The organism is Paraburkholderia caffeinitolerans (assembly GCF_902859945.1).
Classification (GTDB): domain Bacteria; phylum Pseudomonadota; class Gammaproteobacteria; order Burkholderiales; family Burkholderiaceae; genus Paraburkholderia; species Paraburkholderia caffeinitolerans.
The window spans coordinates 72,176-91,498 of the sequence record NZ_CADIKL010000035.1; the positions used below are offsets into that span (position 1 = coordinate 72,176).

Genomic DNA, 19,323 nt, shown 5'->3' on the forward strand with positions numbered 1-19,323 from the left:
GTAAGGCTCTTGAGACTGACCCGAGGGTGTTATGAACAAGTCATATCGCTGTGTATGGAATGAGGCGCTGGGCGCCTGGGTTGCTGTATCCGAACTGGACAAGGCGCGCGGCAAGCGCAGCAAGTCGAAGCTCGTGCTTGCCGTCGCGACAGCCGTGCTGGGGGTCGGCCTGTTGGCCGCCGGCATGCAGCCGGCAGTGGCGGGTATCGGCGGTGCCAACGGCACCTGGCAAGTCGTCGACGGAACAACGGGCTACACGTACCAGAACACGGTTTCGGCGGGCTTCAATGGCATCGCCATGGCCGGCGCGATTGACTGTGGCATGCTCGCTCCCGCGGGCAGTTCGAGCGTGAACTCGATGATCTATGGTACGGATGCCAACTACACCGGCGGTCTGTACGGTTTCGGTGCGCAAACGACGGCGCAAAGCTATGGCCAGAACATCAACAAAGGGACGGGGCAGTCCAACGGTGTCAATACTTGGACCGGTGCACAGACACTGGGCAACGTAGGGGTCACCTCCGCTCAGGCGGCAACGCCGGGCGGCGCAGGCAACACGAGCGCATTTGGCCTTAACTCGGTCGCGATGGGTTGCGGCTCGCAGGCGCTGGGCATAGCGTCGAGTGCTTTCGGCTGGGGTGCGGTCGCCACGGGCACGGATGCAACGGCGTTCGGCATCAACTCGAGGGCCACGGGCAACGGTTCATTCGTGTTCGGCGCGTATGCGACGGCCAGCGCGACGGACTCGATCGCCATGGGTGCACAGTCCAGCGTCGCTGCGACCTCCGGCATCGCCCTCGGCGCACAGTCCGCGGTAGCGGCCGGCGCGACATCGGGCATTGCTCTCGGCCGTTCGGCCACGGTGAGCGGCGCCTATGGCATTGCTCAGGGCGACAGCTCGGTGGCGGGCGCGATGGGCCAGAACGTGGCGATCGGCTCGGCCGCCACGAATGCGAACAGCACGACCGCCGCGGGCGGCGCCGTGGCGATCGGCCGTGCGCAAAGCGCGACCGGCGACGGCGCAGTAGCGCTCGGTAGCGCCAACAAGGCGCTGGGCAACGGCGCAGTCGCGCTCGGTCTCACCACGACCGCCAACGGCGTCGGCGCGGTTGCGCTCGGCAGCACCACGACGGCCGGCGCGACGAACGCCGTGGCGATCGGCCCGAACGCGAACGCCGCCTACGCGGACAGCGTGGCGATCGGCGCCAACAGCACGACCGGCGCGGCCGCCCCGACGGGCACCGGCTATGCCACCGGCACGGCTGCGCCCGTGGCCGAAGTCTCGGTCGGCAACGCGACCGAACTGCGCCGCGTGACCAACGTTGCGGACGGCGCCGCGCCGCAAGATGCGGTGACGGTCGCCCAACTGAGCACCAGCGACTCGAGCCTCTCGACGAGCGTCAGCTCGCTGTCGACCTCGGCATCGACGGGCCTCAGCTCGCTCTCGACCGGTCTCTCGACGACCAACAGCAATCTCACGAACCTCTCCACGTCGGCATCGACGGGTCTGAGCTCGCTGTCGACGGTCACCTCGACGGGCCTGTCCTCGCTCTCGACCGGTATTTCGACGACCAACGCCAATCTCGACAGCCTGTCCACCTCGGCTTCGACGGGCCTGAGCTCGCTCTCGACGGTCACCTCCACGGGTCTGTCGTCGCTGTCGACCGGCATTTCGACGACCAACGCCAATCTCGACAGCCTGTCCACCTCGGCTTCGACGGGCCTGAACTCGCTGTCGACCGGTCTTTCGACCACCAACAACAATGTCGCGAGCCTCTCGAGCGGCGTGGAGTCGCTGTCCACGAGCATCGACACGACCAACAGCAGCCTGCAGAGCCTGTCGACGGCCAGCGCGGCCAGCACCGGCAACTTCGATTCGCTGTCGACGGCGCTGGACGAGCTGTCCTCGTCGTCCTCGACCAGCATTAGCTCGCTGTCCACCTCGACCTCGACGAGCGTCAACACGCTTTCGACTTCGACCTCGACCGGCCTGAGCTCGCTGTCGACCGGCCTCTCGACCACCGATAGCAACGTTACGAGCCTCTCGACCTCGACTTCGACGAGCGCAAGCTCGCTGTCGACCGCGATCGACACGCTCTCGACCTCGTCCTCGACGGGCCTGAGCTCGCTCTCGACGGGTCTGTCGACCACCGACAGCAACCTCACGAGCCTATCTACGTCGACCTCGACGGGCACGAGTTCGCTGTCGACCGCGATCGACAATCTCTCGACTTCGGCTTCGACGGGTCTCAGCTCGCTCTCGACCACGACGTCGACGGGGCTGTCGTCGCTCTCGACGGGTCTCTCGACCACCGATAGCAACGTGGCCAGCCTCTCCTCGTCGACCTCGACGAGCGCCAGCTCGCTCTCGACCAGCATCGACACGCTGTCGACTTCGGCTTCGACGGGCCTGAGCACGCTGTCGACCGTGACGTCGACGGGTCTGTCCTCGCTCTCGACGGGTCTCTCGACCACCGACAGCAACGTGGCCAGCCTCTCCACGGGCGTCGACTCGCTGTCCACGTCGACCTCGACGAGCGCCAGCTTGCTTTCGACCAGCATCGATACGCTGTCGACTTCGGCTTCGACGGGCCTCAGCTCGCTCTCGACGGGTCTGTCGACCACCGACAGCAATGTGGCCAGCCTCTCCACGTCGGCCTCGACGAGCGCCAGTTCGCTGTCGACCAGCATCGACACGCTCTCGACTTCCGCCTCGACGGGTCTGAGCTCGCTGTCGACCGTGACGTCGACGGGTCTGTCCTCGCTCTCGACGGGTCTGTCGACCACCGACAGCAATGTGGCCAGCCTCTCCACGTCGGCCTCGACGAGCATCGACACGCTGTCGACCTCGGCTTCGACGGGCCTCAGCTCGCTGTCGACCGGTTTGTCGACCACCAATAGCAATCTCGCGAGCCTCTCCACGGGCGTCGATTCGCTGTCGACTTCGGCTTCGACTAGCGCCAGCTCACTCTCGACGGGTATCGACACGCTGTCGACCTCCACCTCGACGGGCCTCAGCTCGCTTTCGACCGGCATCGACACGCTCTCGACTTCGGCTTCGACGGGCCTGAGCTCGCTGTCGACCGTGACGTCCACGGGTCTGTCCTCGCTGTCGACCGGTCTGTCGACCACCGACAGCAACCTGTCCAGCCTCTCGACGGGCGTCGATACGCTGTCGACTTCGACCTCGACGGGCCTCAGCTCGCTGTCGACCGGCATGGACTCGCTGTCGACCTCGGCGTCCACGGGCCTGAGCTCGCTCTCGACCGTGACCTCCACGGGTCTGTCGTCGCTGTCGACGGGTCTTTCGACCACCGACAGCAACCTGTCCAGCCTCTCGACGGGCGTCGACTCGCTGTCCACGTCGGCTTCCACGAGCGCTGCGTCGCTCTCGACCAGCGTCGATACGCTGTCGACCTCGGCATCGACGGGCCTCAGCTCGCTGTCGACCGTGACCTCGACGGGTCTGTCGTCGCTGTCGACCGGTCTTTCGACCACCGATAGCAACCTGGCCAGCCTCTCGACGGGCGTCGACTCGCTGTCCACGTCGGCTTCCACGAGCGCTGCGTCGCTCTCGACCAGCGTCGATACGCTGTCGACCTCGGCCTCGACGGGCTTGAGCTCGCTCTCGACGGTGACCTCAACGGGTCTCTCGTCGCTGTCGACTGGCCTCGATACGACCAACAGCATGCTCGACTCGCTCTCGACTTCGACGTCCACGGGCTACCTGGATCTGTCGACGGGTCTCTCGTCGCTGTCCACGCTGACTTCGACCAGCGTGAGCTCGCTGTCCACGGGGGTGGTGTCGCTCTCGACCGGGATGGTTTCGCTGTCGACCGTCGTGATCTCGCTGTCGACCTCGACGTCCACCAGCGTCGCTTCGCTCTCGACCGGCATTGACACGACGAACACGAACCTGAACACGTTGTCGACGTCGACCTCGTCGAGCGTCGCTTCGCTCTCGACCGGCATCGATACGACCAACAGCAACCTGCATTCGCTGTCGACGTCGACTTCTTCGAGCGTTGCTTCGCTGTCGACGGGTGTCGAGTCGCTGTCGTCGTCCACGTCGTCCAGCGTCGCCTCGCTGTCGACCGGCATCGACACGACCAACAGCAACCTGCATTCGCTGTCGACGTCCACGTCGTCGAGCGTTGCCTCGCTGTCGACCGGCATCGACACGACCAACAGCAACCTGAACTCGCTGTCGACGTCGACTTCGTCCAGCGTCGCCTCGCTGTCGACCGGCATCGACACGACCAACAGCAACCTGAATTCGCTGTCGACGTCGACTTCGTCAAGCGTGGCCTCGCTGTCGACCGGCATCGATACGACCAACACCAACCTGAACTCGTTGTCGACGGCCACCGCTGCGGGCTTCACCTCGATGTCCACGAGCATCGATGCGACCAATGCGAGCCTGCAGAGCCTCTCGACGGCGGCTTCGAGCAGTTCCGGCGGCGTCAGCTCGCTGTCGTCGACGGTGACGGATCTGTCCACCTCGACCTCGACGGGCATGTCCTCGCTGTCGACCGGTCTCTCGACGGTCAGCTCGCAGGTGAGCTCGCTGTCGACCTCGATTGCACCGGTGGTCAAGATGGTGGACGCCGCGAATGCCGCGGGCAATGCCTTCATGGGCACGCTGGCCGGCGGCATGAACAACGACGGTTCCGTGCAGACGCGCGGCGCAACGGGCGGTGCGATCCAGAACGCCAGTGCACAAAACTGCTCGTCGGTGAACGGCGTGGATGCAACGGGTTCGGGTCTGTGCGTGACCGCCAACGGCGAAGGTGCAACGGCTTACGGCTCGAGCGCCAACGCAACCGGCGACAACTCGACGGCCATGGGCTACCGCGCCACGACGGCGAACGCGAACACCGTGGCAGTCGGCGCGGGTTCGATCGCCGCGGGCCAAAACGGCACAGCAGTGGGCGTGAACTCGCGGGCTTCGGGTGCGGGTTCGGTTGCGGTGGGCTACGGCGCCTCGGCGCCGGGCGCCAACTCGGTGGCCATCGGCCAGGGCTCGGTCGCTGACCAGGACAACACCGTCTCGTTCGGTGCGCAGGGCACGGAGCGACGCCTCACCAATATCGCGGCGGGCGTTGCGCCGACCGATGCGGCAACCGTCTCGCAGCTCGGCAGCGTGCAGAGCAACGTGAACAACGTGGCACGCACGGCATACGCCGGCACCGCGCTCGCCATGGCCATGAGCGGCACGTATCTGCCGTCGCTCAACGCCGGTGAGAAGACGGTGGGTGTGGGCTTTGGTTCGTACCAGGGCTACAGCGCGGTTGCGGTGAACTTCAAGGGCTTGTCGGGCAACGGCCACTGGGGCTACGGGGCCGGTGTCTCGACGACGGGCCATGATGTGGGCGTGAACGCAGGGGTGGGCTGGAAGTGGTAAGCCAGCAGCAGGAGAAGTAGAAATAAAAAGAGCAGTAGCAGTGCGGTGAACCACGGGCGGCCGGCAACGGTCGCCCGTTTTTTTTCACGACTGCATTGCGCGACCGGAAACGGTTCCATCCGGCCAGCCAATCCCGACCTTATTGTTCGTATGCGGCAGTGCAGCAACGTTCAGGTATGCTGTCGGCTCAATTAAAATTTCCATTCGAGAGACGAGCATGCGGCGTGTCGTATTCAATCAGAAAGGTGGCGTGGGGAAGTCGACGATCGTTTGCAATCTTGCGGCCATTAGCGCCAGCGAAGGGCTGAGAACGCTGGTCATCGATCTGGATGCGCAGGCGAACTCGACCCAGTACCTGCTGGGCGCGCAAGCTGGCGAGGCGCGCTCCACCGTCGCGGACTTCTTTGAAACCGCGTTGACGTTCAGCTTTAAACCCGTCGATGTGACGTCGTTTATTCATCCGACACCGTTTGAGAACCTCGACATCATGCCCGGTCATGCCGACCTGGATACGCTGCACGGCAAACTGGAATCGCGCTACAAGATCTACAAGCTGCGCGATGCGCTCAACGAACTCGACATGTATGACGCGGTGTATATCGACACCCCGCCGGCATTGAACTTCTACACCCGCGCCGCGCTGATCGCCGTCGAGCGTTGCCTGATTCCGTTCGACTGCGACGACTTCTCCCGGCGCGCGCTTTACACGCTGCTCGAAAACGTGAAGGAGATCCAGCAGGATCACAACGCCGCGCTGGAGGTGGAGGGGATCGTCATCAACCAGTTTCAGCCGCGTGCGAGCCTGCCTCAAAAGCTGGTCGACGAGTTGATTGGCGAGGGTTTGCCGGTGCTGGCTTCGCGGTTGTCCTCGTCGGTGAAGATCCGCGAATCGCATCAGCAAGCGACTCCCGTGGTTCACCTCGACCCAGGCCACAAACTCGCGCGTGAATATCGCGCCTTGCATCAGGAACTGACGCAATAGCTGTACCTTCCGGGGGACTCGCTGTCCCAGTAGGGCAGGAAACGACGGGCGGCCAGCAACGGCCGCCCGTCGTCATTTCTCGCGCGCCGCACGGTGGCCGCATCAGCCGGCTCTGAGCAGGCACTGGGTACGTGCCATTAATTCCTGTCGGCGAATTCCGCAAGCGCCAAGGGTAGTTGTGCCTGGCAAAAGTCGAGATAAGCACGGACTATAGCGGATGGATGGCGATGCGAAGGGTAGAGCAGGCTCAGTTCCTGTCCGGGCAACGGATGCTCGGGCAACAGCGCCACCAGCTGATTGCGCCGAATGGCATCCGCGGCCAGGAAGGGGGGGAGTTCCGTGATGACGTCCCCGGCAAGCGCCCGGTGGCGCAGGTGCGCATAGTCATTGATGGCCAGCACGGGCTCGGGACGGTGCTCGAATGCCCCGAGGCGCCACGCGGGCACGGCGCCCGAGCCCCGGCTCCACACCGCGCAGGGGAAGCGATGCAGGGCTTGCGGCGAGTCCGGCGTGCCTAGCCGCGCCACCAGGGCCGGGCTGGCGACCAGCACATGACGGTAAGACAGGATGCGCCGCGCGATCATGGTCTCGTGTGCGATGGCGCCAACGCGCAGCGCAACGTCGATGCCATCCTCGATGAGGTCGACGCGCCGGTCGGTTGTGAAGATCCGCAGATGAACGTCCGGGCACCGGAGCTGAAACACCGCAAGCAGATCCCACCAGGGCTCGAAAGTCGGCGGGAGCGACAGCCGCAGTTGGCCCTTGAGACGTGTCTGATCGCTCTTGATGGCCTGCTCCGCGTCGCGCAGCGCCTCGATGCCGCGGCTGACGTGCTCATACAGGCTCGTTCCCGCATCCGTGAGCCGGGTGCCTCGCACGGACCGCTCGAACAGTTGCACATTCAACTGCCGCTCCAGTTCGCGAAGCCTCCGGCTGAGCGTCGGCAACGGCACGTTCAGCCGCCTGGCGGCGGCGGACAGGCTGCCGGACTGCACGGCGCCAACGAACATATTCACGGCGTTCAGGTCCATTCTGATTCTCAAATTTGAGAGGGTTGATGTCAGAAACAGCTATTTTATTTCATGGATGGTTATCCCAAACTGTTTCCGTGGGCAGTCAATCGGGCGGCCCCAAGTCCAGGAAAAGGAGATTCACCATGAAAGCTTATGTGATCGAACAGGCGGGCGGCCCTGAGGTTCTGCGGATGCAGGATATTGCGTCGCCCGAGCCGGGCGCGGACGAAGTGCGGATTCGCGTGCGTGCTTTCGGTCTCAATCGTGCCGAGGTTTATCGGCGTGCCGGCAAGTTCGGGCCGATCTCCGGGCAGGTCGTTCCGGGCATCGAGGCCGTCGGCGAGGTCATCCACGACCCGGCCGGCACGTTTCGCACCGGGGAGCGCGTGGTGACCGCAATGGGCGGCATGCAGTTCAGCCGCAACGGCAGCTATGCCGAGCAGGTCACCGTGCTGCGCAATAACGTGATGTCGATGGATGGCACCACGCTGTCCTGGGAGGATCTAGCCTCGCTGCCCGAAGCCTATCTGACCGTCTGGGGGGCGCTGGATAAGAGTCTTGCCATAGAGAAGGGCCAGACGCTGCTGGTCCGCGGCGCCACCGCTTCGGTCGGACTCGCGGCCGTGGCCTATGCGAAGGCTAGCGGACTGCGGGTCATCGCAACGACGCGCTCGCCGGAAAACCAGCGACGGCTTACGCGGATGGGAGCCGATGAAGTCGTCATCGATGGCGGCGAGGTGGCTCAAGCGGTGCGCGAAATCGCGCCCGACGGCGTCGACTCGGTCCTCGAGGTAGTGGGTGCGGCCACGGTGCGCGATTCGCTCAAGACGCTGCGCCCATTCGGCAAGGTCTCGGTTATCGGGCTGCTCGGCGGATCGCCGGTGATCGATCAGCTGCACCTGATGCAGGATTTGCCCGCCGCTACCTGGTTGAATTTCTTCCCGAGCGGTCTGCTCGGCACGCCCGCCATGCCGCTGGCCGAATCGCCACTGCCGTGGATCGCGCAGGAACTCGCTGCCGGACGGATGCCCTCGTTGCGCAGCGAGACCTTCGACTTCGATGACGTTCGCCGTGCGCACAGCCTGATGGAAAGCAATCACGCCCTGGGCAAGCTGGTCGTCCGGGTTTGAACCATGTTGCAAGGAGGGGAAAATGGCGATGCGCTCACGCAGCGCATCGCCCCTTGCGGCATTTCAACGCGCGCTCACATCGTCTTCAACGCCGAGCGCTTGAGCTTGCCGGTTTCGGTTCTCGGCAGCGCATCGATGAATGAGACGAGGCGCGGGTACTTGTAGGCCGCCACCGCGTTCTTCACGAAGGCCTGCAACTCGGCCACCATCGCGTCATTGCCCTCGAAGCCTGGCCGCAGCACCACGAAGGCCTTCACCACCTGGCCGCGCAAGTCGTCGGGCACGCCCGTCACGCCGCATTCCACCACGGCGGGGTGCTGCATCAGCACGGTCTCGATCTCGGGGCCCGCGATGTTGTAGCCCGACGAAACAATCATGTCGTCGGCGCGCGCCTGGTAGAACACGTAGCCGTCGGCGTCGATGGTGACGGCGTCGCCGGGCAGATTCCAGCCGTCGCGCACGAACTTCTTCTGCCGCTCGTCGGCCAGATAGCGGCAGCCCGTCGGCCCGCGCACCGCGAGATTGCCGGTGACGCCGGGCGGCACCGGCTGCATGTCGTCGTCGAGCGCCTGCACGACATAGCCCGGCACCGCGCGTCCGATCGAGCCGGGCCGCACCTCGCCGCCCGCCGAGGAAATGAAAATGTGGATCATCTCCGTGCCGCCGATGCCGTCGATCATTTCGATGCCGGTTGCGTCGCGCCACAAGTCGCGCGTCGCCTGCGGCAGCGCCTCGCCCGCCGATACGGTCTTGCGCAGGCTCGAAATATCGGAGTCCTTCACAAGCGGCGCCATCTGCCGGTAGAAGGTGGGCGCGGTGAACACGGTGGTCGCGCGAAAGCGCTCGATGGTTTGCAGCAGCAGCGCAGGCGTGAGCTTTTCGATCAGCACGGTCGAGGCGCCCACGCGCAGCGGGAAGCAGAGCAGGCCGCCCAGCCCGAAGGTGAACGCGAGCGGCGGCGTGCCGCAAAACACGTCGTCGGCGGTGGGCTTGAGCACGTGGCGCGGGAACAGGTCGCACATTGCGATCACGTCGCGATGGAACTGCATGCAGCCCTTCGGCGTGCCCGTGGTGCCGCTCGTGAACGCGATCAGGCAGACGTCGTCGCTCGCCGTGTCGCATGCGGCGAATTCGGCGGGCTTGGCGGCTGCGAGACTTTCGAGGCTGCCGGGCGCGTCGTCGTGGAAGTAGCGCACCTGCACGAGGTTCGCGCAGAAGAATTCGTCGTCGGCCTGGGTGCAGCGGGCGAGTTCGTCGGCGAGGCGCACGTCGCACAGCGCCGCGCTCACGCTCGCCTTGTCGATGATCTGCTTGAGTTCCTTCGCGCGCAGCAGCGGCATGGTGGGCACCACCACGAGCCCGGCCTTCAACGAAGCCAGCAGCGCAACGGCCATCTGCAGCGTATTGGGGCCGCGCAGCAGCACGCGATTGCCGGGCTTCAGGCCCATGTCTTCCACCAGCACGTGGGCGCTGCGGTCCACGAGTTCGCGCAATTGCGCGTAGGTGGTCGCTTGCGGCTTGCCGTCGACCTCCGACCAGATGGCCGGGCGCGCGCCATGCCCGGCCTCGATGGCGCGGTCCAGCAACTCGGCCGCGCAGTTCAGACGCGCGGGGTAGGCGACGTCGGGATTGTCGAGAAGCAGCGCGGGCCACTGTGATTCGGGCGGCAGGTTATCGCGTGCAAAGGTGTCGACGTGAGCGGTCGGTTGCATGGTGTCTCCGGCTTGGCTGCGAACAGCCTTTTGGGGTGCTCTGTTGTGCGGCTCTTATGGGTCCGCTTATTAGTCCGCTTATTGGTCCACGGAGTGGCTCGCTTACTGCTTCGACAGGCGGGCGTCGTCGGGAATCACGGCCGTGGCCTCGATTTCCACTTTCGCCTCGTCTTCCATGAGTGCGACCACCTGGATCGCGCTCATGGCGATGTCGTAGTCGCCGATCAGCTCGCGAAACGCCGCGCCGATCTCCTTCAGCGATGCCAGGTACTCCTTTTTGTCGGTGACGTACCAAGTCATGCGCACCAGATGCTCGGGCTTGCCGCCCGCGGCTTCGAGCACCGCCACGATGTTGCGCAGCGCCTGCACCGCCTGCGCGCCGAACTCGCGGCTCGTGAAGCGCGCGTTCTCGTCCCAGCCAATCTGGCCGGCGATATAGATCTGGGTGCCCACGGCGGCGACGCCATTGGCATAACCGCGCGGCTTGACCCAGCCTGCGGGAAGAAGGGCTTTTTTCATGGATGTTCCGTGTGATAGGCCTTGAGCAAGTCGCGTCCGACGATCAGTTGCTGAACCTCGGTCGCGCCTTCGTAAATACGCAGCGAACGAATCTCGCGGTAGAGCGATTCGACGATGTTGCCGCTTTGCACGCCCATGCCGCCCCAGAGCTGCACGGCCGCGTCGATCACCTGTTGCGCGCCTTCGCTCGCGTGCCACTTCGCCATGGCCGCTTCGCGCGTGACGCTCACGCCCTGGTCGCGCAGCCACGCGGCGCGATAGACGAGCAGGGCGCTGCTGTCGATGGTGAGCGCCATTTGCGCGAGCTTGGCCTGGGTCAGCTGAAAATCGCCGAGCGTCTGACCGAACATCTGGCGCGATGCGGCGCGCGCGAGGCCTTCTTCCATCGCACGGCGCGCGAAGCCGAGCGAGGCCGCCGCCACCGAGGTGCGAAAGATGTCGAGCGTGCGCATGGCGATCTTGAAGCCTTCGCCCGGTGCGCCCAGCATCTGGCTTTTGTTCACGCGTGCGCCGGTAAAGCGCAGGCGCGCGAGCGGATGCGGGGCGATCACGTCGATGCGCTCGGCAATCTCGAGCCCCGGCGTATCGGCGTCCACGACGAACGCGCTGATGCCGCGCGCGCCCGGCGCTTCGCCGGTGCGCGCGAACACCACGTAGAAGTCGGCGATGCCGCCGTTCGAGATCCACGTCTTTTCGCCGTCGAGCACGTAGTCGTGGCCGTCGGCGCGCGCGGCCAGCGCCATCGCGGCAACGTCGGAGCCCGCGTTGGGCTCGGAGAGCGCGAACGCGGCGAGCGCTTCGCCGTTCGCGACGCGCGGCAGGTAGCGCGACTTCTGCGCGTCAGTGCCCGCGAGCGTGATCGCGCCTGAGCCTAAGCCCTGCATCGCGAGCGCGAAGTCGGCGAGACCCGAATGCTTCGCGAGCGTTTCGCGCAGCAGGCACACGGCGCGCGTGTCGATGGTGTCGCCGTGCCCGCCCCAGGCGGTGCCGCCCACGCCGTAGCGCAGCCAGCCCGCCGCGCCCAGCTTGCGCACGAGCGCGCGGCAGGTGTCGTCGACGTTATCGTGCGGCACATGGGCGAGATGCAGGCGCGCCCATTCCTCGACGTCGGTGGCGAGCGTGCGGTGGTGGTCCTCGAAAAACGGCCACGCGAGCGCGTCGTGCAGATTTTGTTCAGCCGCTGCGTTCACTGTTTTAGTCTCCCTTGAAAACCGGACGCGTCTTCGCCGCGAAGGCGTCATACGCGCGGCCGAAGTCGCGCGTCGCCATGCAGATCGCCTGCGCCTGCGCTTCCGACTCAATGGCTTCGTCGATGCTCATGGTCCATTCCTGATGCAGCATCGTCTTGGTGATGCCGTGCGCGAAGGTCGGGCCCGCCGCGAGATCGGCTGCGAGCTTTTGCGCCTCGGCGAGCAGCGCCTCCGGTTCGCACAGCCGGTTATAGAAGCCCCACGCATGGCCTTCCTCGCCGCTTGCGGAGCGGCCCGTATAGAGCAGTTCGGCCGCGCGGCCCTGGCCGATGATGCGCGGCAGGATTGCGCACGCGCCCATATCGCAGCCCGCGAGGCCCACGCGCGTGAACAGGAATGCGAGCTTGCTGCGCGCGGTGGCGTAGCGCATGTCGGAGGCCATGGCGAGAATCGCGCCGGCGCCCGCGCATACCCCGTCCACGGCGGCGATGATCGGCTGCGGGCAATGGCGCATCGCCTTCACGAGGTCGCCGGTCATGCGCGTGAACATCAGCAGCTCGGGCATCGGCAGGTCGATGAGCGGCGCGATGATGTCGTGCACGTCGCCGCCCGAGCAGAAGTTCTCGCCCGCGCCGTGCAGCACCACGGTCTTCACATCGGTGGCGTAGGCGAGTTGACGGAACAGGTCGCGCAACTCCGCATACGATTCGAAGGTGAGCGGATTCTTGCGCTCGGGGCGATTGAGCGTGATCGTCGCCACGCGGTCCTCGACCGACCAGCCGAAGTGCTTCGCCTCGTAGCCGGCCAGCGTCACGCGGTTGCCCGCGAACAGCGCGTCCGCGCTGGAGCGTTCTGTCGTCAAGGTGTGTCTCCTTTATCCTTGGGGGCGCGCTCAGCCTTCCAGGCTGTCGCGCAGATGTTGCTTGAGCTTGCCGAGGCGCTCGTGCATCTTCGACTTCTCGTCGAGCGAGAGGCCGCCGAACATTTCCACTACCCACTGCTCGTGCGCGGCGGCCATGCGGTCGAACGCGGCGCGGCCTTCGGGCGTGAGGCGCACGGCAATCGAGCGGCGGTCCTCGGGGTCGGCGTCGCGTACCACGAGGCCTTCCTTTTCCAGTTGATCGGTGATGCCGGTGACGTTGCCGCCCGTGACCATCAGGCGGCGCGACAGCTCGGTCATCCGGAGTCCTTCGGGATGGCGTTCGAGCTGCGCCATCAAGTCGAAGCGCGGCAGCGTGGTGTCGAATTCGCTGCGCAGGCGGCGGCGCAGTTCGGTCTGCACGAGGTTCGTCGTGGTGAGCAGGCGCAGCCACAGGCGCAGGCCCATGTGGCTATCGGCGCCGGTGCTCATCTCCATGTCGACGACATTCTCGGCAGGGTTCGCGACGCCCTTGCGCGTCTTCGGTTTCGACACGGGCGCTGTCATGTGATTTCTCCACCGGAAACGGATATCGATTGCCCGGTGATCGAGGACGATCCGGGCGCGCACAGCCACAGCACCGCGTTGGCGACTTCTTCCGGCTGGATGAAGCGCTGCTGCGGGTTGTGGCGCACGAGGATGCTGCGCGCCTCGGCCTCGCTGCGCGAGGTCTTGCGCGTGATCTGGTCGAGCGAAGCCTGCAGCAGTTCCGTTTCCGTATAGCCGGGGCACACTGCGTTTACCGTGATGCCCTGGGTGGCCACTTCGAGCGCGAGCGCGCGCGTCATGCCGATCACCCCGTGCTTCGACGCGCAATACGCGGCCACATACGGATAGCCGACCTGGCCCGCCGTACTCGCCACGTTGACGATGCGTCCGCTCTTGCGCGCGAGCATGGCCGGCAGCACGGCGCGCGTGCAGAGAAACACGCCCGTGAGGTTCACGTCGAGCATGCGCTTCCAGAGATCGAGCCCGGTTTGCGCGAACGGCGAGGCGGTGGCCTGGCCCGCGTTGTTCACGAGGATGTCGATTGCGCCGTGGCCGTCGGCGGCGCGTGCGAACGCATCGTTCACGGCGTCTTCGTCGGTCACGTCGACGCTCGCGCAGGCGATGCGCTCGCCATTTCCCAACGCCGCGCGCTGCGTTTCGAGCTTCGCCGCGTCGCGGCCCATCAGCGTGACGCGCGCGCCCGCGCGCAGCAGCGCGGCGGCCGTGGCCGCGCCGATGCCGCTGCCGCCGCCGGTCACGACGGCGTGGCGATCCTTCAGCCTATTCAACGTACCGTCGCTCATGTTCACACCGTGCCTTCCGCGCGCTGGGCGCGTTCGAGCGGGGAGAGGCCCGCGACCGCTGCCGCTGCCGCGCGTTCGCGCTCGATGTTGCGTTCGAGCTGGGTCTTGGCGGCCGTGTACTGGTTCGGCCACTTCACGTCGAAGTAACCGATCTTCGCGGCCTCGCCGAGCGTCCACGCCGGATTCGCGAGATGCGGACGCGCCACCGCGCAGAGGTCGGCGCGGCCCGCCGCGATGATGCCGTTCACGTGGTCGGCCTCCGAGATCGCGCCCACGGCGATGGTCGCGATGCCCGCTTCGTTGCGGATGCGGTCCGCGAACGGCGTCTGGAACATGCGGCCGTACACGGGCTTTTCGTCCTTGCTGACCTGGCCTGACGAAACGTCGATCATGTCCGCGCCGGCTGCCTTGAAGGCGCGCGCGATCTGCACGGCGTCGTCGGGCGTGATGCCGCCTTCGACCCAGTCATGCGCGGAAATACGCACGGAAATGGGCTTGTCGTCGGGCCACACGGCACGGATCGCCTTGAACACCTGCAACGGATAGCGCAGGCGATTCTCGAGCGAGCCGCCATAGTCGTCGGTACGCTGGTTCGTGAGCGGCGAGAGGAAGCTCGACAGCAGATAGCCGTGCGCGCAGTGCAGTTCGAGCCAGTCGAAGCCGGCCTCGGCGGCCATCTGCGTTGAGCGCACGAATTGCGCTTCGATTTCACGCAGTTCTGCCACGCTGGCTGCGTGCGAGTGCTGGCTCACGCCGCGCAAATACTGCTGCGGCGAAGCCGAAACGAGCGGCCAGTTGCCCTCGTCGAGCGGCTGGTCGATGCCTTCCCACGCCACCCGCGTCGAGCCCTTGGCGCCAGAGTGGCCGAGCTGGATGCCGATCTTCGCATCGGAGTTCGCATGCACGAAGCCGACGATGCGCTGCCACGCTTGCAGATGCTCGGGCGCATACATGCCGGGGCAGGCGGGCGTGATCCGCGCTTCGGGCGACACGCAGGTCATTTCGGTCATCACGAGCGCCGCGCCGCCCATTGCGCGCGCGCCCAGATGCATCAGGTGATAGTCGCCGGCCACGCCGTCATGCGCGGAGTACTGCGCCATCGGCGAGACAATCACGCGATTCTTGAGCGTGACGCCGCGCACCGTGAACGGCGTGAACATCGGCGGCGCGGGGCGGTGGCCGGCTGCCGCGCGCGCATTCACATTCACGCCCGCGCGTTCGGCGAGCCACGATTCGAAGCCGCCGAGGTAATGCGCGTCGCGATCGCGCAGGTTCTCGTGCGAGATGCGCTGCGAGCGCGTGAGCAGCGAGTACGCGAACTGCTCGGGCTCGAACTTCGCGTAGCGGTCCACGTGCTCGAACCACTCGGTTGAGTTGCGCGCGGCGTTCTGGATGCGCAGCACGTCCACGCTGCGCACGCTCGTGTAGTGATCGAGCGCGGCGCGCAGGTCGCCCGGATGCGCCTCCATGCTGTTGGCGAGTTCGATGGCGTCTTCGAGCGCGAGCTTGGTGCCGGAGCCGATCGAGAAGTGCGCGGTATGCGCTGCGTCGCCCATCAGCACGACCGGCGTCTGCTCGCCATGCGCGTCGCTCTTCCAGTGCACCCACTCACGGCTCACCACGCGCGGGAAGCGGATCCATTGCGACGAACCGCGCAGATGCGACGCGTTCGAGCGCAGGGCATGGCCGTCGAGATAACGCGCGAACAGCTTCTCGCAGAACGCGATGCTGTCTTCCTTGCTCATTTCGTCGAGGCCCGCCGCCTTCCACACATGCTCGGGCGTTTCGACGATGAACGTCGAGGTGTTGTCGTCGAAGCGGTAGGCGTGCGCCTGGAACCAGCCGAATTCGGTTTCTTCGAAAGCAAACGTGAAGGCGTCGAACAGCTTCGAGGTGCCGAGCCACACGAAGCGGCAATCGCGCAGATCGATGTCGGGCTGATAGGTGGCCGCGTACTTCTGGCGCGTGGCGCTGTTCAGGCCGTCGGCGGCGATGATGAGGTCGGCGTCGAGCACGTCGTCGTCGCTCATCTGGGTCTCGAACACGAGCTTCACGCCGAGCTGTTCGCAGCGCGCCTGCAGGATGTTCAACAGACGCTTGCGGCCGATGCCGCAGAAGCCGTGACCCGACGAGCGAATCGAGCGCTCGCGGAAATGGATCTCGATGTCGTCCCAGTGATTGAACGCGTCGAGGATCTCGGCCGCGCTTTCCGGATCGGCCGCGCGCAGATTGCCGAGCGTCTGATCGGAAAACACCACGCCCCAGCCGAACGTGTCGTATGGGCGGTTTCGCTCGATCACCGTGATCTCGTAGTCCGGATGACGACGCTTCATCAAAAGGCCGAAGTACAGTCCGGCTGGCCCGCCACCGATACAAACGATTCGCATGCTCGCTCCCTTGGTCAGTCTGCAAGGGCAGAGTAGGCGCAATTACTTTAGGTGTCAAGTAATTGCGCGGGACACCGGGAAATCCCTGGCTCGGACGGATAAAGAGGGGAACCTGCAGGCGCGCAGTGGAGTGTGCGATGCTGCGAGGAATGCGCGTGGTGGACGTGGTGATTCGCGTAGTGATTCGCGTAGTGATTCGGTCTGGCATTGAATTCGCTTGGTGTAGCGGTCGCAGCATCGTGCAATTACGAAACCCTTTCGCGCATTCGCTGCCACGTAACGCTTCGCAAATGGTCAGTCGTCCTTATGAAAGGCGTGCCCCACTCCAACCAGGAGCCTTGATTGATGAGTCAGACCTCGAAGCGATCGATCGAAATCGACTTTTTCCGCGGTTTCGCGCTGCTTGCCATCGCGCTCGATCACATGCCGGCCAGCGTGCTTTCGCACGGCATGCTGCACACCTTCGCGTATTGCGATTCGGCCGAGGTGTTCGTGTTCGTGAGCGGCTACGTGGCGGCGGCGAGCTGGCTCGCGATCGCTGCGAAGAAGGGCGCTGGCGCAGCCAATCAGCGCTTCTGGCGGCGAGGGCGCGAAATCTATGCGGCCTATTTGTGCGCGGCGGCGCTGATGCTGCTTTCCGGTGCAGCGGCCGTCGCGTTGGGCGTGGATTCGCCGCTCGTCGCCGATTCGGGTTTTCAGCGCTTCGTCGTGCATCCCTACGCGATGCTCGGCAATGTCATGGTGTTTCGTGACCAACCCTATCTGGCCGGGGTCCTGCCGCTCTACGTGATTCTCGTGCTGGCGCTGCCTGCCATCATGCCGCTCGCGCGTCGCGCGCCCGATGTCGCGTTGCTGGGCAGCTTCGGCATCTGGCTCGGTGGCTGCTGGCTCGTGCGTTATCTGCCCGCCGTGCCGGAGTCGAACTGGCCGTTCAACCCGTTCGCGTGGCAGGCGATGTTCATGCTCGGCCTGCTGTGCCGGCTCTATCCGGTTTCGGCGGCGTTTCAGGTTTCGCGGCTGGGCCGCACGCTCACGGTGCTCGCGTGCGCGCTCGTTGTCCTGTTCGCCGTGATGAAGCTATTCGTCGACATCGAGCCGCAGCCGGGCTACATGAAGCAGAACCTCGCGAGCCTGCGCATCGTGAGCTTTGGCGCAGTGGCCTGGCTGGCCGCGCAGGCGGTGCGTCTGGGCTGGATTGGCTCGCTCGCGCGGCGCTTGCCGGGCGTGGTCATGGTGGGGCAGCAGGGGCTCGTGTGCTTCGTGGGCGGCGCGCTCGCGTCGAATGCGATCGACACGCTGCTGCGCGCAACGCATGTGAACGCTGTTTGGCCCGCGCGGCTCGCGGGCGATCTGCTCGCGATCGGCGCGCTGCTCATGCTGGCCGGCGGCGCGCGGCGATGGAAGGGGACGCGGCCGCGCGTCGCCCTAACGTGAAGGCGCAGCGCGCCCGTGTGGGCAAGACGCTGCGCCGATCCGCGTCAACCCTTGGCGAGTTCGCGCACGTCGGCGGTTGGCGTTGCGCCGAACGCGTCGCCTAGCGCGTAATCGATCAGTTGCCGCGCTGCTTGCTCCGGCGAGGTTAGCTGGCCGCTTTCCTTCAGTTGCTCGAAGCGCTCGCGCAGCGGGAACTGCTCGGCGCTGGTGGAGCGGATGGTGGCCTGCATGGCGGTGTCCACCACGCCCGGTGCGACGCTGCAGATGCGCACGCCGGATCGTGCGTCTTGCGCCACGGCGCGCGCGTGATGATCGAGCGCGGCCTTGGATGCGCAATAAACGCTCCAGCCCGCGTAGGCGTTGCGCGCCGCGCCGCTCGAAATGTGCACGATGCGGCAGTCCTGCGCTTTGCCCGATGCCTCACTCGATGCCAGCGCGTTGGCAAGCATCAGCGGCGCCGCGACGTTGAGCGTGATCGCGCGAGCGATGGCGCCCGCGTCCTGGGCGCCGAGTGGCGCGATCGGCTCGACCGTGCCTGCGTTGTTAAACAGCAGCACGCACTGCGCGCCGTGCGCGAACTGGCGCAGCGCGCCACTCGCGAGCCAGCGTTCGAGCGCGTCGGGATCGGCGAGATCGAGCGCGGCTTGCTGGAATTGCGCGGCGGACGACGACGGCTTGCGCGCGGCCAGCGTGGGATGCGCGCTGCGGCCGAGGCCGAGAACATCGATCTGGCGCTCCAGCAGCAGTTCGGCGAGGGCGGCGCCAAGTCCGCGGGAATGGCCGGTCACGATGGCGCGAACAGGGGAGGAAGTCATGGTGGGAGCGGTCTTGGTCAGCAGGAAAATCGCGATGCGCAGGGGCTGTGCGTGCATCGCGCGGGAGGCATTTCGGGGCTTCGCGGCAACCCGGCAGGTTGTGCCAGACGGTTGCGCGAACCGGTCCGAAACAGCGGTCTCGCGTACCGGAATAAAACAGGCCGCGCGAATTCGGTATCATAGCGTCCGATCCAATAAGGAAGAGATCTGGACGTGAAAGCCGCATCGCAACAACGCCGTACCCTGAGCTTCAAAGACGGGCTTCTGGAAATCAAGAAGAGCATGGGCCTGGGTACCGAGCAGCCTCCCGAAGAAAAGGCGCAGTCGCCGCAAGGCCGACACGCGTCCAAAGGAAACCGGCCGGGCGCCAAGACCGAACCGCAGAAGGGCGCTCACGGGCAGCGGCGCGCGCAGGGCGCGCCCGGCCACAAGGGTCCCCAAGCCCCCCAGGGCAGCAAGGGCCCCCGCTCCGGCGGCGGCGCGGACGAGGCGCGTGGGCGCGCGCGTCCGCAGCAGCAGCGCGGCC

At 65.9% G+C, this 19,323-nt stretch carries 13 protein-coding genes and 1 pseudogene; 5 read left to right on the forward strand and 9 right to left on the reverse strand.

Features of this window, described 5'->3' with window-relative positions; genetic code table 11:
* The first annotated feature begins 31 nt into the window (after positions 1–31).
* On the forward strand, positions 32–5,404 hold the full coding sequence (locus HV773_RS27215) for an ESPR-type extended signal peptide-containing protein (protein ID WP_175197326.1): 5,373 nt from the start codon (positions 32–34) through the stop codon (positions 5,402–5,404).
* A gap of 217 nt (positions 5,405–5,621) precedes the next feature.
* The gene (locus HV773_RS27220; RefSeq protein WP_175197327.1) at positions 5,622–6,386 is read left to right on the forward strand and encodes a ParA family protein; all 765 of its coding nucleotides are present in this window, start codon (positions 5,622–5,624) and stop codon (positions 6,384–6,386) included.
* 137 nt (positions 6,387–6,523) lie between these two features.
* Here the strand turns inward: HV773_RS27220 and HV773_RS27225 are convergent, their stop codons facing one another.
* Positions 6,524–7,417 carry a LysR family transcriptional regulator gene (locus HV773_RS27225; RefSeq protein ID WP_175197328.1) on the reverse strand — a complete coding sequence of 298 codons (894 nt, stop codon included), beginning with the start codon at positions 7,415–7,417 and terminating at the stop codon, positions 6,524–6,526.
* Between the two features lie 125 nt (positions 7,418–7,542).
* Between HV773_RS27225 and HV773_RS27230 the strand changes: the two genes are divergently transcribed.
* On the forward strand, positions 7,543–8,529 hold the full coding sequence (locus HV773_RS27230) for a zinc-binding dehydrogenase (protein WP_175197329.1): 987 nt from the start codon (positions 7,543–7,545) through the stop codon (positions 8,527–8,529).
* A 74-nt stretch (positions 8,530–8,603) separates the two neighbouring features.
* Here HV773_RS27230 and HV773_RS27235 read toward each other — a convergent pair whose 3' ends face one another.
* The 7 genes from HV773_RS27235 to HV773_RS27265 form a co-directional block, all read right to left on the reverse strand.
* On the reverse strand, positions 8,604–10,241 hold the full coding sequence (locus HV773_RS27235; protein ID WP_175197330.1) for an AMP-binding protein: 1,638 nt from the start codon (positions 10,239–10,241) through the stop codon (positions 8,604–8,606).
* 102 nt (positions 10,242–10,343) lie between these two features.
* Entirely contained in the window at positions 10,344–10,760 is a 417-nt protein-coding gene (locus HV773_RS27240) for a RidA family protein (RefSeq protein ID WP_175197331.1), read from the reverse strand.
* Positions 10,757–11,950 (reverse strand): acyl-CoA dehydrogenase family protein, encoded by a 1,194-nt coding sequence (locus HV773_RS27245; RefSeq protein ID WP_246282416.1) that lies wholly within the window; start codon positions 11,948–11,950, stop codon positions 10,757–10,759. The genes HV773_RS27240 and HV773_RS27245 overlap by 4 nt, the downstream gene beginning before the upstream one ends.
* 4 nt (positions 11,951–11,954) lie before the next feature.
* On the reverse strand, positions 11,955–12,812 hold the full coding sequence (locus HV773_RS27250) for an enoyl-CoA hydratase family protein (RefSeq protein WP_175197333.1): 858 nt from the start codon (positions 12,810–12,812) through the stop codon (positions 11,955–11,957).
* Between the two features lie 30 nt (positions 12,813–12,842).
* Positions 12,843–13,376, reverse strand: a complete 534-nt coding sequence (locus tag HV773_RS27255; RefSeq protein ID WP_175197334.1) for a MarR family winged helix-turn-helix transcriptional regulator — start codon at positions 13,374–13,376, stop codon at positions 12,843–12,845.
* The gene (locus tag HV773_RS27260) at positions 13,373–14,161 is read right to left on the reverse strand and encodes an SDR family NAD(P)-dependent oxidoreductase (RefSeq protein ID WP_175197335.1); all 789 of its coding nucleotides are present in this window, start codon (positions 14,159–14,161) and stop codon (positions 13,373–13,375) included. Before HV773_RS27260 ends, HV773_RS27255 begins: the two co-directional genes overlap by 4 nt.
* Positions 14,162–14,163: 2 nt before the next feature.
* On the reverse strand, positions 14,164–16,548 hold the full coding sequence (locus HV773_RS27265) for a bifunctional salicylyl-CoA 5-hydroxylase/oxidoreductase (protein WP_175197336.1): 2,385 nt from the start codon (positions 16,546–16,548) through the stop codon (positions 14,164–14,166).
* A 345-nt stretch (positions 16,549–16,893) separates the two neighbouring features.
* On the opposite strand from HV773_RS27265, the gene opgC reads away from it, so the two are divergent.
* A complete protein-coding gene (gene opgC / locus HV773_RS27270) occupies positions 16,894–17,982 on the forward strand; it encodes an OpgC domain-containing protein (RefSeq protein WP_175197337.1) in 1,089 nt (362 codons plus the stop codon).
* A gap of 44 nt (positions 17,983–18,026) precedes the next feature.
* On the opposite strand, the gene HV773_RS27275 is transcribed toward opgC, so the two are convergent.
* Positions 18,027–18,797, reverse strand: coding sequence for an SDR family oxidoreductase (locus tag HV773_RS27275; RefSeq protein WP_175197338.1), 771 nt, complete (start codon positions 18,795–18,797; stop codon positions 18,027–18,029).
* 213 nt (positions 18,798–19,010) lie between these two features.
* Here HV773_RS27275 and HV773_RS27280 point away from each other — a divergent pair.
* A pseudogene (locus HV773_RS27280) lies at positions 19,011–19,323 on the forward strand (hypothetical protein); the annotation flags it as partial.

Excerpts from the sequence above, each read along its gene's own strand:
- HV773_RS27265 (WP_175197336.1), bottom strand. The coding sequence starts at position 16,548 with ATGCGAATCGTTTGTATCGGTGGCGGGCCAGCCGGACTGTACTTCGGC.
- opgC (WP_175197337.1), top strand. The coding sequence starts at position 16,894 with ATGAGTCAGACCTCGAAGCGATCGATCGAAATCGACTTTTTCCGCGGT.
- HV773_RS27230 (WP_175197329.1), top strand. The coding sequence starts at position 7,543 with ATGAAAGCTTATGTGATCGAACAGGCGGGCGGCCCTGAGGTTCTGCGG.
- HV773_RS27260 (WP_175197335.1), bottom strand. The coding sequence starts at position 14,161 with ATGAGCGACGGTACGTTGAATAGGCTGAAGGATCGCCACGCCGTCGTG.
- HV773_RS27255 (WP_175197334.1), bottom strand. The coding sequence starts at position 13,376 with ATGACAGCGCCCGTGTCGAAACCGAAGACGCGCAAGGGCGTCGCGAAC.
- HV773_RS27275 (WP_175197338.1), bottom strand. The coding sequence starts at position 18,797 with ATGACTTCCTCCCCTGTTCGCGCCATCGTGACCGGCCATTCCCGCGGA.
- HV773_RS27225 (WP_175197328.1), bottom strand. The coding sequence starts at position 7,417 with ATGGACCTGAACGCCGTGAATATGTTCGTTGGCGCCGTGCAGTCCGGC.
- HV773_RS27215 (WP_175197326.1), top strand. The coding sequence starts at position 32 with ATGAACAAGTCATATCGCTGTGTATGGAATGAGGCGCTGGGCGCCTGG.
- HV773_RS27220 (WP_175197327.1), top strand. The coding sequence starts at position 5,622 with ATGCGGCGTGTCGTATTCAATCAGAAAGGTGGCGTGGGGAAGTCGACG.
- HV773_RS27240 (WP_175197331.1), bottom strand. The coding sequence starts at position 10,760 with ATGAAAAAAGCCCTTCTTCCCGCAGGCTGGGTCAAGCCGCGCGGTTAT.
- HV773_RS27235 (WP_175197330.1), bottom strand. The coding sequence starts at position 10,241 with ATGCAACCGACCGCTCACGTCGACACCTTTGCACGCGATAACCTGCCG.